The organism is Pseudomonas sp. TMP9, from assembly GCF_037943105.1.
GTDB lineage: Bacteria > Pseudomonadota > Gammaproteobacteria > Pseudomonadales > Pseudomonadaceae > Aquipseudomonas.
Genome location: NZ_CP149803.1, coordinates 1,484,587 through 1,500,064 on the forward strand (window position 1 = coordinate 1,484,587; position 15,478 = coordinate 1,500,064).

The following is a 15,478-nucleotide window of genomic DNA, read 5'->3' on the forward strand; positions in this document are numbered from 1 at the left end:
GATATGCGAACGTGCCGCCGTGCTTTAACCGTTTTGGTGCTCAGCCTGCCGCTTGCGGCATTGGCTGAGGTTCCCGTGGTGGATAACAATGCCGGTTACGGCAGCAGTTATCCGCCTGCTGGTTACGGTACGTCCGGCACCTACGCGGAGGCAGGGGCTGCGGCTCCTGTCTCGGCGCAGGGCATGCTGTTCAACCAGTTACAGCAGATGCAAAGCGAAATCGCGCAACTGCGCGGTACGCTGGAAGAGCAACAGAACGAGATTCAGCGTCTGAAGCAAGAAAGCCTTGAACGTTATCAGGACCTTGATAAGCGTTTGAGTGGTGGCGCAGCAGGTGCTGCAGCTAGCCAAAATTCTTCACCCGCTGGCGCGATTAACGCCAACGGTACGCCAACCCCGCCAGCAGTGGGGCAGGCTCAAGCGTCGGCCGGTAATGAGCCGGCTGACCCAGCCAAGGAAAAACTGTTCTACGAAGCAGCTTTTGATTTGATCAAGGCTAAAGACTTCGATAAGGCCAGTCAGGCGTTTGCAGCGTTCCTGCGCAAATACCCGAATAGTCAGTACGCAGGCAACGCGCAGTATTGGCTGGGCGAGGTGAACCTCGCGAATGGTGATTTGCAGGGTGCCGGCCAGGCGTTTGCGCGCGTCAGCCAAACCTACCCGAACCACGCTAAGGTGCCCGACTCTCTATTTAAGCTGGCTGATGTTGAGCAGCGCCTGGGTAATAGCGACAAGGCCAAGGGAATCCTGCAGCAAGTAATCGCGCAGTATCCGGGCAGTTCGGCGGCGCAATTGGCGCAGCGAGATTTACAGCGTTTGCCCTAGGGGCTGATCTTTAACTAAAAAAACCGCGCCCTGCGCGGTTTTTTTATGCCTCATCGTAGTTTGCGAGTACCGATCTAGCCGTCACCTCGCGACGCTTAGAATGTCTAGCGGGATTTTTATGGCCTGCCATCCTTGGCAGCCACCTTTCGGGCGGTCGCTACGCAACGTTAAAAATTTACCCAGGATTTTTTTCGTTTACAATCCGCGCCCTTTTCCCGCAACGGAGGCGGACGGCCTGTTTAGCTGTCACGCCCGTGGCTGATATGAAAAAAACTCTGCGCATTACCGAAATATTCTACTCGCTGCAGGGCGAGACCCGCACCGCTGGCTTGCCGACTGTGTTCGTTCGCCTGACCGGCTGTCCTCTGCGTTGCCAATATTGCGACACCGCTTATGCCTTCAGTGGCGGCGAGCTCATGACGCTGGATGCCATTGTCGAGCAAGTTGCCGGCTACACGCCGCGCTATATCTGCGTGACGGGCGGCGAGCCGTTGGCACAAGCCAATTGCATCGCTTTGCTCAAACGCCTGTGTGATGCCGGCTATCAAGTGTCGCTGGAAACCAGCGGGGCGCTGGATGTGTCGGCAGTCGACCCGCGCGTGAGCAAGGTGCTTGACCTGAAAACTCCGGGTTCGGCGGAAGTTGCGCGCAACCGCTACGAGAATATCGCGCTGCTGACGCCCAATGATCAGGTCAAGTTCGTTATCTGCTCTCGTGAAGATTATGACTGGGCGGTGAGCAAGCTTATTCAGTTCGGTTTGGATGCGCGTGTTGGCGAGGTGCTGATGTCGCCCAGCCACCATGAGCTCAGTGCGCGTTCGTTGGCTGAGTGGATCATTGCTGACAACCTGCCTGTGCGCTTGCAGATGCAGCTGCACAAGATCCTCTGGAATGATGAACCGGGACATTGAGATGAGTGATAAAAGAGCAGTAATCCTGCTGTCTGGCGGCTTGGACTCGGCCACTGTGGTGGCGTTAGCCAAAGCCGACGGCTACAGCTGTTACACCATGAGCTTCGATTACGGTCAGCGCCACCGCTCAGAGCTGCAGGCCGCCGAACGCATTGCATTGCAGCTAGGCGCGGTCGAACACAAGGTTATTGGCCTGAATCTCAATGGCATAGGGGGGTCCGCACTGACCGATACCCGCATTGATGTGCCGCAAAGTCCGACGGAAGGCATTCCGGTGACCTATGTGCCGGCGCGCAATAGCGTATTTCTCTCGCTGGCATTGGGGTGGGCTGAAGTGCTGGGCGCACGGGACATTTTTATTGGCGTAAACGCGGTGGATTATTCCGGTTACCCGGATTGCCGACCCGAGTTTATCCAGGCTTTTGAGCGCATGGCTAATCTGGCCACTAAGGCTGGGGTTGATGGGTCGGGCTTTCGTATCTTGGCCCCGCTGCAGAATATGAGCAAAGCGCAGATTGCTCAGGCGGGCGTTCAGCTAGGGGTTGATTATGCGCTGACAGTTTCCTGCTATCTGGCGGATGAACAGGGCCGCGCTTGCGGTAAATGCGATAGCTGCCGTCTGCGTGCGGCAGGTTTTGCTGCAGCGGGAATCGATGACCCGACTCGTTATTTTTAATATATTTACTATGATGTGTTGAAATTCTGAGCTAAATCAGTATTATACGCCTCGCTTTGGGTCGTTAGCTCAGTTGGTAGAGCAGTTGGCTTTTAACCAATTGGTCGTAGGTTCGAATCCCACACGACCCACCATTTTCCTTCTTCGGAAGGTCGAGAAACCCGAAAATTCTGTGAATTAGAATTTTCGGGTTTTTTTATACCCGTATTTTTATCTCGACCACTTCTGCGTGGTGATTACCTGCCTGCTCTGACTGCATGCTGACGGGTATACTTGAGCACCGCGCTAATAGACCTTCACAGGGCCTGATGAGATGACGCAGATTTCCGAACGCCTGCTGGTGCAAGCCCACCTCGATGCTAAGCAACCTAAGCCGTTAACGCCTGAGCAAGAAGCGTTTTATCGGGCTGAAATCGCCGCTGAATTGAAAAAACAGAATGCCGTACTGGTTGCGCACTACTACTGCGACCCGGTGCTGCAGGCCTTGGCCGAGGAGACCGGCGGCTGTGTTTCCGACTCGCTAGAAATGGCCCGTTTTGGTAATGCCCACAGCGCGCAGACAGTCCTTGTGGCAGGCGTTAAATTCATGGGCGAAACAGCGAAGATTCTCAACCCTGAAAAGCGCGTGCTGATGCCAACCTTGGAGGCGACGTGCTCGCTCGATTTGGGTTGCCCGGTGGACGAGTTTGCGGCGTTTTGCGATCAACACCCGCAGCGCACCGTGGTGGTGTATGCCAATACGTCGGCAGCTGTGAAGGCACGGGCTGATTGGGTGGTGACATCCAGCTGCGCAGTGGAAATCGTTGAGCACTTGATGGATAACGGCGAGAGCATTCTCTGGGCGCCGGATCAGCATTTGGGTCGTTATATCCAGAATAAAACCGGTGCCGACATGCTGCTGTGGGACGGCGCCTGCATCGTCCATGAGGAGTTCAAGTCTAAGCAGTTAGAAGCCATGAAGGCGCTGTATCCGGCTGCGGCCGTGCTGGTGCACCCGGAGTCGCCGATGGCCGTGATTGAGTTGGCTGATGCGGTGGGCTCCACCAGCCAGCTAATTGCTGCCGCGCAAAACTTGCCTAATAAGACGTTTATCGTGGCGACTGATGCCGGCATTTTTTACAAAATGCAGCAGCTGTGCCCGGATAAAGAGTTTATTGCCGCGCCTACCGCCGGTAACGGCGCGGCCTGTCGCAGCTGTGCCCATTGCCCATGGATGGCGATGAATACGTTGGAGCGCACCTTGGCGTGCTTGCGTGAGGGCAGTAACGAGATTTTTGTCGACCCGGCGCTTATCCCTAAAGCCATTAGGCCGCTCAAGCGCATGCTTGATTTTACTCAGGCGGCGCGGCTTAAATTAAGTGGTAACGCTTAAGCTCAGCATACAAAAAAGCCAGGTATTGACCTGGCTTTTGTCTGCACAGCTGACTGCCTTAGCGCAGCATCTGCTCGATGATGCGTTGTTCTTCGATCAGCTCTCGCTGCCTGGCATCAATGCGTGACGCCAGCTGGAAGTTATTAGTGGCGCGCCGCTTAGCGAAGTCGAGCTGTTCCAAGGCCTGATTGTAATCGCCGACCAACGCAAAATACTCGCCGCGGGCCTGGTGCAGGCCGATGGTGTTGCCACTTAGGCCGCGCACTTCTGCCACTTGATACCAGACGTCTGGGTCCTTACCGCGACGTTTCAGCATTTCGTCGAGGGCGCGCTCCGCTTCTTGGGTGCGTACCTGCTTCATCAGTAAATCGATATGGGCCTGGTTAACCGGGTAGTTGTTCGGGTAAAGGCTCAGCAGTCGGGTAATCCGGCTTTGCGCATCGCTTAAACGATTGGCCGCCATGTCCAGTTCAACGTGCGCCAGGTTGTAGCTCACATCGTTTGGGGCGCTCTGCAGCAGCGGCTGCAGAGTTTCGCGGGCCTGTTTGTGTTGCCCGCTTTTCAGTTGTGCAATGGCAAGGCCGTAGCGAGCGGCTTCCATCTTCGGATTTTCGTCGAGCATATTGCGAAAACGTTTGGCCGCCACCCCAGGTGTTTCTTCGTAGATCAGCTGCACGCGCGCGCGCATCAGTTGATAGCGCACGCTGTCGGTGATGCCTGAAACCGGGTATTGCTCGGCACGGTTACGCGTGTCGGCAATGCGCGATTCTGAAACAGGGTGAGTCAGCAAGAATTCTGGTGGTTTGCGGTCATAGCGATATTGGCGCATTAGACGTGAAAACATACTCGGCATGGCGCGAGGGTCGAAGCCAGCTTTTTCCAAGTTGACCAAGCCAATACGGTCAGCTTCCTGCTCGTTTTGACGGGAGAAGCGTCGTTGCTCCTGCATGGCTGCCGCTTGAGTCGACGCGATTGCTGCAATGCCCAAGTCTCCAGCGCCAGCGGCGGCGGCAACGATACCCGCCAGCAAGCCGGCCATTACCGGAATTTGCATGCGCTGCTGTGCTTCGAGGCCGCGGGCGAAATGACGCTGCGACAAGTGCGCCAGTTCGTGAGCCATCACTGAGGCGTATTCGGCTTCGGTCTGGGCATATAAGAACAGGCCGCCATTGACCCCTACGATCCCGCCTGGAGCGGCAAAGGCGTTTATCTGCGGGCTGTTGAGCAGTACGAACTCCAATCGGCGGTCTTGCAGTTGGCTGGTTTCGCTCAGCCGATAAACACTGGTCTCGATAAAGTCTTTGAGTTGCGGGTCATCAAGCTGGCTGACTTGGCCGCGCACTAAACTCAGCCAAGCGCGCCCCAGCTGGTGCTCTTGCTGAGGTGAAACGATGGCGGAACTGGCATCACCCAGGGAAGGCAAGTCGCTGGCCATTCCAGGGGCTGCCAGCAGGCAAGCGAGCGTCAACAGGGTAGGGCGCAAAAGGCTCATGCAAAAAGCTCGTGTCGAACAAAGGGCTACTGTAGCTGCCTGGCAGCGGTGCTGGCCAGAGTTGTGCGGTCTTGGTTATCCTTGCGGCCCTCTTAAAAGCGGACAAATGATCGATATGCAATGGCCTGCCGAAGACTTCGATGTGCACTTAGATGCGTGCGGCCTCAACTGTCCGTTGCCGTTACTCAAGGCCAAGCTGGAGCTCAATCGCATGGCCAGTGGTGCCGTGCTTAAGGTTGAAGCCACCGACGCCGGCTCGCAGCGCGATTTTCGTGTCTTCGCCAGTTTGGCCGGGCACGATTTTTTGCGCGAAGAAGTCGAAGGCGGTATTTACCGCTATTGGCTACGCAAAGCCTAGATTGCTTACTTTGGGTACTGTTAAACGTGCCATATAAATGCTGTATCGCTGGCGAGGAGCAATAATGGTCAAGGTGTTTCAGGATTGGGTTTATCGCTATTTTTCTGATGAACAGGCGGTAGTGCTGGCGTTGCTGCTGATCGTTGGCTTTGCCGTCATCCTGACCCTAGGCGGCATGCTTGCTCCGGTGTTGACCGGACTGGTGTTGGCGTTTCTGATGCAGGGATTGGTCAATGCGTTTGAGCGCTTACGTTTACCCCAAGTTGTAGCGGTGTGGTTGGTATTCACCTTGTTCATGAGCATGCTCGCGCTGTTTGTGTTGGTACTGATGCCGATACTGTGGCAACAGCTGAGTACCCTTTTTAATGAGCTGCCGCGCATGTTGGGTGAGTGGCAGTCATTATTTCTATTGTTGCCGGAGCAATACCCGACGCTTATCACTGATGCGCAGGTTCTGCAGCTGATTGAGGCTGCAAGAGGCGAGGTTGGTAAGTTCGGTCAGTGGGCGCTGTCGTTTTCTCTTTCCAGCCTGCCGATGCTGGTCAGTATCATGATCTATTTGGTCTTAGTGCCGATTCTGGTGTTCTTTTTTCTCAAGGATCGTGAGCTGATTGGCGCATGGTTTCGCGGCTATCTGCCGTCTGAGCGAGTGCTGATCACCCAGGTGGCGCAGGAGATGAACAAGCAGATTGCCAACTACATCCGTGGCAAGGTTATTGAGATCATAATTTGTGGCGTGGTCACCTACATTGCCTTTGCCTACCTGGGTCTTAACTATGCGGCGTTGCTGGCCTTGTTTGTCGGCCTGTCAGTGGTCGTGCCATATATCGGTGCGGTAGTGGTGACGGTGCCGGTGGCATTGATCGGACTTTTCCAGTGGGGCTTTGGTGACCAGTTCATCTACCTGATGATGGTTTACGCAATTATCCAGGCGCTAGACGGCAATGTCTTGGTCCCTTTGTTGTTCTCCGAGGCGGTCAACCTACACCCAGTGGCTATTATCTGCGCGGTATTGTTGTTTGGCGGTATTTGGGGTTTCTGGGGAGTATTCTTCGCTATTCCGCTGGCGACCCTGTGCAAGGCCGTGATCGATGCTTGGCCTCGCAGCGAGCCAATATCGCAGCCATAAAACGTAATGGCCCGGGCACAAAAAAAGCCGGTCACTTGACCGGCTTTTTCTTGTCTGGACCGGGGCTTAGGCTTTATTCAAGGCTTGGGCGGCGGCCAGCACGGCATCAACATGACCTGGCACTTTGACGCCCCGCCATTCTTGGCGCAGCACACCCTCTTGGTCGATGAGAAAGGTGCTGCGGTCCACGCCTAAGTATTCCTTACCGTAGAGCTTCTTCAATTTGATCACATCGAACAGTTGGCAGACGGCTTCATCTTTGTCAGAGATCAGTTCGAAGGGGAACTGCTGCTTGCCCTTGAAGTTCTCGTGAGACTTCATGCCGTCCCTGGATACCCCAAACACTCGGGTGTTGGCGGCTTGAAACGCCGGGTACTGATCGCGAAAGCCTTGCCCCTCCGTGGTGCAACCGGGGGTGCTGTCCTTGGGGTAGAAGTAGATCACCACCTGCTGGCCGTTTAGCTCAGACAGCTTGATGGTCTGGCCGCTGGTGGCCTCTGCTTGAAAATCTGCAACTGGAGTGTCGAGTGCTACGGCCATAAAACGCTGCTCCTTATGGGTTCTGTGGACGCCAAGGTTCAATCAATGCATCCAAATTCAACGCATCGGCAAAGTCGAGAAACTGGTCGCGCAACCAGCTGATCTGTGTGCCGGCAGGCAGGGTCACAGTCAGTGTGGCATTGAGCATGGTGCCGCCCGTTTGCGGGGCTTGGTAGGTGTCGCACGTGAGGTTCTCCAGCTCGACCTGGTGGTCGATAAAAAACTGGCACAACTCATTTAGGATGTCCGGCCGGTAGGCCGAGCTGACATACGCCACATAGGGTAAAGCCTGCGGGCGGCTTTCCGAGGCGGCGCTGCGAATCACGTTAACCGTGAAGCTGTGCTTTTTAGCCAGCGCGGGCAAGCTCGACTCCAGGCGCGCCAACGCATCCCAGCTGCCCGATATTTGCAGCACTAAAGCGCTGTATTCGCCGTGCCGGCTGAGGCGAGTGCTGACGACGGCGCAACGGTTCTCGTGACTGGTACGGCACAACACGTTGGTCAGCTCCATGGCGTTGGGGCCAAGGGCGCTGATAAGCAAAAATTGTTCGCGAACTGAGGGGGTGGACATGCAGCCTTCCTAAACGTTGAACGATCAGCTCGCCTGCACCGTACTGATCAAAGCCCGAAGGGTAGCGAAAAGCACCGCTTAGGGGAATGCCGGTAGGGCTCAGCGGTGAGGAATGTGCGGCGTTACGCCAATAAAGATTGTCTGTGCTTGGGCTCGGTACTTCCCTTGTGCAAGGCAGGTGGCACCAGTACCATTACGCTCTCTTTTTCCGGCAGGAGCGGTTGCATGATTGCGGGCAGTATGGTTGCACTGGTTACGCCCATGGATGCACAAGGTGATCTTGATTGGGACAGCTTGAGCAAACTGGTGGATTTCCACCTGCAAGAGGGCACCAACGCCATCGTCGCGGTCGGCACCACGGGTGAGTCCGCCACGCTTGATGTCGGTGAGCACGTTGAAGTGATCCGCCGAATCGTCGCTCAGGTGGCTGGGCGCATCCCAGTTATCGCGGGAACCGGTGGCAATTCCACTCGGGAATCAGTCGAGCTGACCCGCGCCGCCAAAGATGTTGGCGCTGACGCCTGCCTGCTGGTTACGCCTTATTACAACAAGCCGACTCAGGAAGGTTTGTACCTGCATTTTCGCCACATTGCTGAATCGGTGGCCATTCCGCAGATTCTTTACAACGTGCCCGGTCGTACGGTCTGCGACATGTTGCCGGAGACGGTTGAGCGTCTGGCCAAAATCGACAACATCATTGGCATCAAAGAAGCCACTGGCGACCTGCAGCGCGGTCAGGAAGTGCTCGACCGTGTAAGCAAAGACTTCTTGGTTTATTCCGGTGATGACGCCACCGCCGTCGAGTTGATGCTGATGGGCGGTAAGGGCAATATCTCGGTAACCGCCAACGTTGCCCCGCGCGCCATGAGTGATTTGTGCGCTGCAGCCATGCGGGGTGAAACCGCTATTGCGCGTGCCATCAACGATCGTTTGATGCCGTTGCACAAGGCACTGTTTATTGAATCCAACCCGATCCCGGTGAAATGGGCGTTGCATGAAATGGGTTTGATGCCGGACGGTATCCGTCTGCCACTGACTTGGCTCAGCCCACGTTGTCATGAACCGCTGCGTCAGGCCCTGCGCCAGTCCGGCGTATTGGTTTAATTGAGGAATTACGACGCATGAAGCGACTCACCGGACTCTCTGCATTAGCCCTGATCATCGCTGGTACCAGCGGTTGTGGCTGGATCTATGGCGAAAACGGCTACTTCCGTGACCGCGGCAGCGACTACCTCGAAGCCCGTCAGACGGCCGCCATGCAAATCCCGGCAAATGTTGACGCTAAGCGTATTGACCCCCTGCTGCCGGTGCCGCAACAAGTTGCCACCACCACTGATAGCGGCGAATTCACCGTGCCGCGCCCACAGTCATTAAGCACAGGCGCTGATGTGAGCGAGTTCAGCCTGCAAAAAAGTGGCGAGTCGCGCTGGGTTGTGGCGCAGCGCGTGCCTGCCGAAGTGTGGCCGGTGGCGCGTCAGTTTTTTGCTGATAACGGCTTCCAGATTGCTGAAGAACGTCCGCAAACCGGTGAATTCAGCACCGCATGGCAACGTTTTGATGGCTTGTCTGAGACCATGGTGCGTCGCCTGAACAGCGACACTGCTGGCCTTACCACCGACGCCGAAACGCGCGTACGTGTGCGCATCGAGCCAGGCGTTCAGCGCAATACCAGCGAAATTTTCGTGGTCAGCGCCGAGCGCCCAGCCGGTAGCACGGCCGATGTGGCTTTCACCACTCGTAGCAGCAACCCAAGCCTGGATGCAGCCCTGCTGGATGAAATGCTGGTCAGCCTTGCCCGAAGTGCCGAGCAGGGTGGTTCCGTCTCTTTGCTGGCCGCTCGCGACTACGATGCGCCTAACCGCGTCAGCCTGTCCGAGGACGGCAACGGTAACCCAGTGCTGAGCCTGGGTGCTGATTTCGACCGGGCATGGTCGGGTGTGGGTCGCTCCTTGGAAATGGCCGATGTGCGCATCGACGACATCAATCGCAGTCTGGGTGTGTACTTCATCAACTTAGCTGAGCGGGCGCAAAAGCCGGATGATGAGCCAGGCTTCTTCGGCAAGGTGTTTGGCGGCGGGGCGAGCAAAGAAGAAATTGACGCCCGCGCTGAGCGCTATCAGGTTCGCCTGACCGCTGTTGGCGATAGTGTGCAAGTCACCGTGGAAAAAGACCTCAATACCATTGCTCCGGCTGATGTCGCACGCAAGGTGCTGGACTTGATCCAGGAAAACCTTGGCTAACAGCAGTTAACAGCTGCATTGGCACGACCAATAGGCGAAACCCGGCGGGTTTCGCCTGTTTTGTTTACCAAAGGCGGAAATTCCGACATGAGCACAGCTACCACCCTGAGCCTGAAGAAAATCTATTCGGGCAAAGTCCGGGATCTTTACGAGATTGACGACAAACGCATGCTGATGGTGGCCACCGACCGCCTCTCGGCATTCGATGTGATCCTCAATGAACCGATTCCGGAAAAAGGCAAAATCCTCACCGCCATCTCTAATTTTTGGTTCGACAAGCTGGCCCATGTGGTGCCTAACCATTTCACCGGCGACAAGGTCGAAGACATCGTCTCGGCGGCGGAACTGCCGCTGGTAGAAGGTCGCGCAGTGGTCGCTAAGCGCCTTAAGCCGGTTGCGGTAGAAGCCATTGTGCGCGGTTATATCGTCGGTTCTGGCTGGAAGGAATACCAGAAGAGCGGCACCGTATGCGGCATTCAACTGCCAGCGGGGCTTAAGGAAGCGGCCAAACTGCTGCAGCCGATCTTCACCCCCTCGACCAAGGCCGCCGTTGGCGATCACGACGAGAACATTTCTTTCGCCCAGTGCGAAGCGATCATCGGCGCCGAATTAGCCGCCAACGTGCGTGACACCTCTATTGCCCTGTACAGCGCTGCGGTTGAATACGCGTCCACGCGCGGCATCATCATCGCCGACACCAAGTTTGAATTCGGCCTTGATGAGGACGGTACCCTGACCCTCATGGACGAAGCCCTGACCCCCGACTCCAGTCGCTTCTGGCCGGCTGACAGCTATGTGGAAGGCACCAATCCGCCGAGCTTCGACAAACAATTTGTGCGTGATTGGTTGGAGTCCACCGGTTGGAATAAAGAACCACCAGCACCTGCAGTACCGGCTGATGTGGCGCAGAAAACAGCGGATAAATACCGCGAGGCGCTGACGCGTCTGACGGTTTAACCCGCTTTGCTTGGCTCGTAAATGAACAGAGGGGCATTTCGATGCCCCTTTTTACTGTTTGCGATTCAGCCAAGCGCCATGCAAGCGTTGCGTTCGCGCTTGGCCTTCAATCGCAAGCACCTGAATGCATATGAGAAATTTAAAAACGGGGGTTCGCCAAATCCACTTCTGCTGCTATTATGCGCGCCGCACGGGAAGGTGCCGGAGTGGCCGAACGGGACGGATTCGAAATCCGTTGTACTAGCGATAGTACCCAGGGTTCGAATCCCTGTCTTCCCGCCACATATAGAAAAGCCCCGTAATTCAATGAATTACGGGGCTTTTTCTTGTCTGTTAAAAATACAGGCTGCGTGGCTAGGTTTGCCGGCAAACCAGCGCGTACTAATGCCCTTGTCCCACTCAAGTGCCATCAGCTTCGTGCTTCAGCCGTTATAAACAGTCGACGCAATGCCCCGACCAGCGTTTTGCTCGCCTGTTATTATTCTGCCAATACCGTGCGGTTGCGGCCTTGGGTTTTGGCTTGATAGAGCGCGGCATCCGCGCGCTGCACGATGACCTCGGCGTTGTGCTCGGTGCTGGGAACCATGACCGCCACACCAATGCTCACCGTGACGCAACCGAGGGGCGAGTCGTTGTGCGGCATGGCTAGATCAGCAATTGTTTGGACTAATTTGTGGGCAATGTCCATGGCGTTGCTGGCTTCGGTCATGGGTGCAATAAAGACAAATTCTTCACCGCCATAGCGGGCCACAAAGTCGCTGGCGCGGCACACCGTGGAAGCTAGCGTTTGCGCGATCTGTCGCAGGCACACATCACCCGCCGGGTGGCCATAGAGGTCGTTGTAGCGTTTAAACCAATCCACATCGAGTATGCCCAGCGCTAAAGGCTGGCTTAAGCGTTGGGCGCGCTGCCATTCCTGCTGCAGGATGCTGTCAAAATCACGGCGATTAGCGATGCCGGTTAAGCCGTCAGTTAGGCTCAAGGCTTCGAGCTTGCTGTTGAGTAACTGCAACTCATCAGTACGTTCTGCAACCCGCTGCTCCAGTTGGCGCTCAGAGTTTTGCAGGGTGTCTAGCAATTGTTGTTGGGCGCGCAGTAAATCAGTCTGCACTTGGGCTTTATCACGGCGCATCACATTAAAGCGGTCAGCCAGCGCGAAGGCCAGTAAGAGCATTTCCACGGCTGAGCCCAGTTGAATAGCGTCCACCGTGAAGGCGTTGGTTGGCAAGACACCCACCGCCCTAAGCAAGGTGGTCGCGGCTCCCAGTATGAGAACGGCGAAAGCGGCCAAGAAGAAATAGGCATTGCGCTGACGTTTAAGGGCGCACGCCACCACCACGATCAGAATCACTACAACGCTGGCCATGTACAGCACGATACCTGCGCGAACCAGGGTTGGCAGGGCTAAGGCAAACGCCAGCGGCGTGAGGGCGAAGAAGATGATCATGCCCAGTAACAACCGGTCTGTTCGCGGCATCAGCTGATCAGTGCGCAGCATGCGGCGCATAAAGAGCAGCAGCGCGCTGAGGGTCAGTGATGCGCCTGAGTAATAGGCCGCGTTCATATCAAGCAATGTGCCGCCCGGCCATAGTTCGCCCACTAAGCCGTTCTTGATTGCCAAGGTGAAGGCCAGGCAGGTTACAAAAACCACATACAGCAGGTAAATGCGGTCACGCAGGGCGAAGAACAGCATCAGGTTGAACAGGATCATGGCGCTGACAATGCCGAAGTACCAAGCCTGCACCAGGTAGTCATTGCGCTCATGGGCATGGAAGGCCGCCGGTGACCACAGCTGCAGTGGAACCAGCAAACCGATATTGGACGCGATGCGTAGGTACACCACCTGCTCGCTGGCGGGCGCTAAGGTCAGGGGGAAAACAAAATTACGGTTGGGGTAGAGGCGTGAGTTGGGTACGTCGCTGCCGGTAACGATTGACCGGTACTGGCCACTGGCATCGGGCAGGTGTGCTTGGATAAACGCGATGCGCGGGTTATCAACCGTCAACATGCGTTCAAGCGGTGTGTTGCTGTGATTGCGTAACGTTAAGCGCAACCAGTAAGCGGAGCGGGTAAAGCCGAGGTTCAGGGAGCTGCTGGCCGGTAAGTCAGTCTTAAAGCGCGCGGCCTGTGCCGCGGTTTGAACATCTGCCAGCGTCAGGTTTCGCTCAGGGTCTTCCAGCAGCGCGACAAATTCGCTGAGCGACAGCGCCCCCGCCGGCATTACCGTGGCATCCAAGGCCTCCGTCGCCCAGGCGCACGAGGCCAGCCAGGCCATGCAGAACAATAGCCATCTGATTGGGTGCCGAGGGGTGCGAGGGCTGTGCATGGTGAGCGTTCCGCGGGTGTTTGGAGTGAATGATTGGCGCAAGCCAAGCCGTGATCCTGACCGCAGGTTAGTCCACGGGGCCATTATGGCCATCGCTCAATCGCCGATCAGTAAACCGCCATAACGTTTAGCTGCGCACCGCGCTGATTTTTTTCACCGCTGCAATCCAGTTGGAATCGAGTGCTGGCTGATCAATATCCATCCCCACGCTCTGCATGCGTTCTCTATGCCGGTCGATTTCCGCAACGGCTTCGCTGAGTGCGCTGGAGTTGGCGTCCAGTTGGTGCATTTGGGTCAGGCCGAGGTGGTAGAAGCGCAGCAGGTGCATCGCGTCTGGATCATGTACCGCTACGCCCGCTTTGACATGGTGCATCACGTTGGTGATGCGCATGAGGCTGCGCTTTAGTCGCCAGCCATAAACAGCAGCAGCCATCCATGGTTTAGTCCACATCACACGGCGCACCACGGCCACCGTCAGCACTAAGGCGAGCACCACGCCGCTCATGTTCCAGTGAAAATTATCCCCTCCCGGTTGGCCAAATAGCATGACCGCCGCGGTGGACAACAGCATCGCCAGGGCAACAAACCCCAAGGCGATGATCAGCGTGCTGCGCCGGGTTTGCTGGCGGTAGCGTTCAGGGTTTTGCTGCTGGATTTCGAACATCGTGGCCACGGGGCACTCTCTGCGGTGAAATGGGCGATTTAATTGAAGTTGTTGCGCGTAGGCGTAAGCGTCGCTGCAGGGTATCTTGCCCACCGATAAATAATGTTGCGTTAGGGATTATCAGATTTATGCGCCGGAGAGTGTTTCAGGCTGTAATTAGCTGCGCGGTGCTGCTCTGCGCCAATAATGCCTTAGCCAAAGTTGAGGTGCAGGCCGGGCCGGATAAGACCCTTGGGCCAATCCTGGTGGCGAAAGTCTCCGAGGACATCGTGCCGGGCGATTATGAGGCCTTGCTCAAGGGCATCAAGGCCAACCCGGGTAAATTTAACCGCAAGGTGGTCATGCTCGACAGTATTGGCGGCAGCGTCAGTGAGGCCATTCGCATGGGTCGGCTGCTGCGCGAAACGGGCTTCGATACGTGGGTGCCAAGTGGTGCAGTGTGCCAAGGCAGTTGCGTATACCTACTGGCAGCCGGCCACGCTAAAACAGTGCGCGGTCATGTTGCTATACACCGGCCTTATTACCCTGGCAGTGATTCCGTACATTCCGCCTCTAAGGCCAGTGCAAGCCGCGCCAGTCAGGTGGCCTACTTTAAGGAAATGCAGGTGCCGCTGGCGCTGCTTGAGGCGATTAACAGCACCGAGCCGCGTCGTATGCGCGTGTTGACCGCGAGCGAGTTGGCGCGTTTTCACCTGAGGTGAGGCGTGCGCCTGGCATCGTTGCCCAGCTCTCAGCTGCTGCGCTGTCTCCTGGCCTGCGCTCGGCTTTAGCGCTGGGTCTGTGGCGCGCTGGCCGGCGTCATGTTGATGTCCTTAACCAAGCCTGCTGTGGCCTTAATGACCTCGCGAGCCATGTGAGTTTGCTGTGCGTTGTGAGTTTGCGCCACCAGCACCACATCGCTGTAAGTAGCGCTATTGGCCGGCATGTTGGACCGCCCATAAGGCTGGCCGGCGAACGCTGATGCACCAATGACGCGGCCTAAAAAACCACCGATAAGAGCTCCCGCACCCATCAGCGCGAAGGATGTGAGCAGCGGGCTGGCATGGAATAGGCTGGCCTCACTGACGATCAATGCCACTGCAAGCAACGCACCCATGCCGATGCCAATGCCGGCACCAATGGTGGTGTCGAACAACGTGTTTTTCAGGGCTTTGTTGCGGCGTGCCGGTGTTACAGACGCCGTAGCTGCGTCGACGCTGCTAGTAACTATCTGCAGTTGCTCGCTGTGTAAGCCGCGCTGTATCAGCTGAGCTAGCGCCTGTTCGGCGCTGCTGCGCTGGCTGAAGAAGCCTGATACGTGGTGACGGTAAAGGTCCATGGTGCAGCTCCTTGTCGTGATCCGTCACTGACGGCCGAGCACCAGCTTAGGGGGCTCTGGCAAACCCGTCTGTGCGCCGCCGTACGCACCCGCCGCGAA

The 15,478-nt window shown here is 56.6% G+C and carries 16 protein-coding genes and 2 tRNA genes; 12 read left to right on the forward strand and 6 right to left on the reverse strand.

Annotation, left to right across the window (positions count from 1 at the left end):
• The first annotated feature begins 3 nt into the window (after positions 1-3).
• From ybgF to nadA, 5 genes are all read left to right on the forward strand, one after another.
• On the forward strand, positions 4-825 hold the full coding sequence (ybgF, locus tag WF513_RS07090) for a tol-pal system protein YbgF (protein ID WP_339082761.1): 822 nt from the start codon (positions 4-6) through the stop codon (positions 823-825).
• A 263-nt stretch (positions 826-1,088) separates the two neighbouring features.
• Positions 1,089-1,736 (forward strand): 7-carboxy-7-deazaguanine synthase QueE, encoded by a 648-nt coding sequence (gene queE / locus WF513_RS07095; protein WP_339082763.1) that lies wholly within the window; start codon positions 1,089-1,091, stop codon positions 1,734-1,736.
• A 1-nt stretch (position 1,737) separates the two neighbouring features.
• Positions 1,738-2,412: a 7-cyano-7-deazaguanine synthase QueC gene (gene queC, locus WF513_RS07100; RefSeq protein WP_339082765.1), complete on the forward strand. Its 675-nt coding sequence runs from the start codon at positions 1,738-1,740 to the stop codon at positions 2,410-2,412.
• 58 nt (positions 2,413-2,470) lie between these two features.
• Positions 2,471-2,546, forward strand: a tRNA-Lys gene (locus tag WF513_RS07105).
• A 179-nt stretch (positions 2,547-2,725) separates the two neighbouring features.
• A complete protein-coding gene (gene nadA, locus WF513_RS07110) occupies positions 2,726-3,784 on the forward strand; it encodes a quinolinate synthase NadA (protein WP_339082766.1) in 1,059 nt (352 codons plus the stop codon).
• 58 nt (positions 3,785-3,842) lie between these two features.
• Here the strand turns inward: nadA and WF513_RS07115 are convergent, their stop codons facing one another.
• Positions 3,843-5,276, reverse strand: coding sequence for a M48 family metalloprotease (locus WF513_RS07115; protein ID WP_339082768.1), 1,434 nt, complete (start codon positions 5,274-5,276; stop codon positions 3,843-3,845).
• 106 nt (positions 5,277-5,382) lie between these two features.
• On the opposite strand from WF513_RS07115, the gene WF513_RS07120 reads away from it, so the two are divergent.
• Complete coding sequence (locus tag WF513_RS07120; protein WP_339082770.1) at positions 5,383-5,634, forward strand: sulfurtransferase TusA family protein; 252 nt, start codon at positions 5,383-5,385, stop codon at positions 5,632-5,634.
• 64 nt (positions 5,635-5,698) lie between these two features.
• Positions 5,699-6,763, forward strand: a complete 1,065-nt coding sequence (locus WF513_RS07125; RefSeq protein ID WP_339082772.1) for an AI-2E family transporter — start codon at positions 5,699-5,701, stop codon at positions 6,761-6,763.
• Between the two features lie 66 nt (positions 6,764-6,829).
• Here the strand turns inward: WF513_RS07125 and WF513_RS07130 are convergent, their stop codons facing one another.
• Positions 6,830-7,303 (reverse strand): peroxiredoxin, encoded by a 474-nt coding sequence (locus WF513_RS07130; RefSeq protein WP_339082774.1) that lies wholly within the window; start codon positions 7,301-7,303, stop codon positions 6,830-6,832.
• Positions 7,304-7,316: 13 nt separating this feature from the next.
• Positions 7,317-7,874, reverse strand: coding sequence for a glycine cleavage system protein R (locus WF513_RS07135; RefSeq protein WP_339082776.1), 558 nt, complete (start codon positions 7,872-7,874; stop codon positions 7,317-7,319).
• A 225-nt stretch (positions 7,875-8,099) separates the two neighbouring features.
• Between WF513_RS07135 and dapA the strand changes: the two genes are divergently transcribed.
• The 4 genes from dapA (at position 8,100) to WF513_RS07155 (ending at position 11,353) form a co-directional block, all read left to right on the forward strand.
• Positions 8,100-8,978, forward strand: a complete 879-nt coding sequence (gene dapA, locus WF513_RS07140; RefSeq protein ID WP_339082778.1) for a 4-hydroxy-tetrahydrodipicolinate synthase — start codon at positions 8,100-8,102, stop codon at positions 8,976-8,978.
• Between the two features lie 17 nt (positions 8,979-8,995).
• On the forward strand, positions 8,996-10,114 hold the full coding sequence (gene bamC, locus WF513_RS07145) for an outer membrane protein assembly factor BamC (protein ID WP_339082780.1): 1,119 nt from the start codon (positions 8,996-8,998) through the stop codon (positions 10,112-10,114).
• A gap of 87 nt (positions 10,115-10,201) precedes the next feature.
• Complete coding sequence (locus WF513_RS07150; protein WP_339082782.1) at positions 10,202-11,071, forward strand: phosphoribosylaminoimidazolesuccinocarboxamide synthase; 870 nt, start codon at positions 10,202-10,204, stop codon at positions 11,069-11,071.
• A gap of 192 nt (positions 11,072-11,263) precedes the next feature.
• Positions 11,264-11,353 (forward strand) — tRNA-Ser (locus tag WF513_RS07155).
• A gap of 196 nt (positions 11,354-11,549) precedes the next feature.
• Here WF513_RS07155 and WF513_RS07160 read toward each other — a convergent pair.
• Together WF513_RS07160 and WF513_RS07165 are read right to left on the reverse strand one after the other, a co-directional pair.
• A complete protein-coding gene (locus WF513_RS07160; RefSeq protein WP_339082783.1) occupies positions 11,550-13,397 on the reverse strand; it encodes a diguanylate cyclase in 1,848 nt (615 codons plus the stop codon).
• A gap of 127 nt (positions 13,398-13,524) precedes the next feature.
• Complete coding sequence (locus WF513_RS07165) at positions 13,525-14,061, reverse strand: DUF3087 domain-containing protein (RefSeq protein WP_339083465.1); 537 nt, start codon at positions 14,059-14,061, stop codon at positions 13,525-13,527.
• A 128-nt stretch (positions 14,062-14,189) separates the two neighbouring features.
• On the opposite strand from WF513_RS07165, the gene WF513_RS07170 reads away from it, so the two are divergent.
• Positions 14,190-14,762, forward strand: coding sequence for a hypothetical protein (locus tag WF513_RS07170; RefSeq protein ID WP_339082785.1), 573 nt, complete (start codon positions 14,190-14,192; stop codon positions 14,760-14,762).
• A 65-nt stretch (positions 14,763-14,827) separates the two neighbouring features.
• Here WF513_RS07170 and WF513_RS07175 read toward each other — a convergent pair whose 3' ends face one another.
• Positions 14,828-15,379, reverse strand: coding sequence for a hypothetical protein (locus WF513_RS07175; RefSeq protein ID WP_339082787.1), 552 nt, complete (start codon positions 15,377-15,379; stop codon positions 14,828-14,830).
• Positions 15,380-15,478: the final 99 nt, after the last annotated feature.

Bases quoted from the DNA above. Each gene is read 5' to 3' on its own strand.
- WF513_RS07125 (WP_339082772.1), top strand. From the start codon at position 5,699: ATGGTCAAGGTGTTTCAGGATTGGGTTTATCGCTATTTTTCTGATGAA.
- WF513_RS07115 (WP_339082768.1), bottom strand. From the start codon at position 5,276: ATGAGCCTTTTGCGCCCTACCCTGTTGACGCTCGCTTGCCTGCTGGCA.
- WF513_RS07130 (WP_339082774.1), bottom strand. From the start codon at position 7,303: ATGGCCGTAGCACTCGACACTCCAGTTGCAGATTTTCAAGCAGAGGCC.
- WF513_RS07150 (WP_339082782.1), top strand. From the start codon at position 10,202: ATGAGCACAGCTACCACCCTGAGCCTGAAGAAAATCTATTCGGGCAAA.
- dapA (WP_339082778.1), top strand. From the start codon at position 8,100: ATGATTGCGGGCAGTATGGTTGCACTGGTTACGCCCATGGATGCACAA.
- WF513_RS07120 (WP_339082770.1), top strand. From the start codon at position 5,383: ATGATCGATATGCAATGGCCTGCCGAAGACTTCGATGTGCACTTAGAT.
- WF513_RS07175 (WP_339082787.1), bottom strand. From the start codon at position 15,379: ATGGACCTTTACCGTCACCACGTATCAGGCTTCTTCAGCCAGCGCAGC.
- WF513_RS07170 (WP_339082785.1), top strand. From the start codon at position 14,190: ATGCGCCGGAGAGTGTTTCAGGCTGTAATTAGCTGCGCGGTGCTGCTC.
- WF513_RS07135 (WP_339082776.1), bottom strand. From the start codon at position 7,874: ATGTCCACCCCCTCAGTTCGCGAACAATTTTTGCTTATCAGCGCCCTT.
- WF513_RS07165 (WP_339083465.1), bottom strand. From the start codon at position 14,061: ATGTTCGAAATCCAGCAGCAAAACCCTGAACGCTACCGCCAGCAAACC.
- nadA (WP_339082766.1), top strand. From the start codon at position 2,726: ATGACGCAGATTTCCGAACGCCTGCTGGTGCAAGCCCACCTCGATGCT.
- ybgF (WP_339082761.1), top strand. From the start codon at position 4: ATGCGAACGTGCCGCCGTGCTTTAACCGTTTTGGTGCTCAGCCTGCCG.
- bamC (WP_339082780.1), top strand. From the start codon at position 8,996: ATGAAGCGACTCACCGGACTCTCTGCATTAGCCCTGATCATCGCTGGT.
- WF513_RS07160 (WP_339082783.1), bottom strand. From the start codon at position 13,397: ATGCACAGCCCTCGCACCCCTCGGCACCCAATCAGATGGCTATTGTTC.
- queE (WP_339082763.1), top strand. From the start codon at position 1,089: ATGAAAAAAACTCTGCGCATTACCGAAATATTCTACTCGCTGCAGGGC.
- queC (WP_339082765.1), top strand. From the start codon at position 1,738: ATGAGTGATAAAAGAGCAGTAATCCTGCTGTCTGGCGGCTTGGACTCG.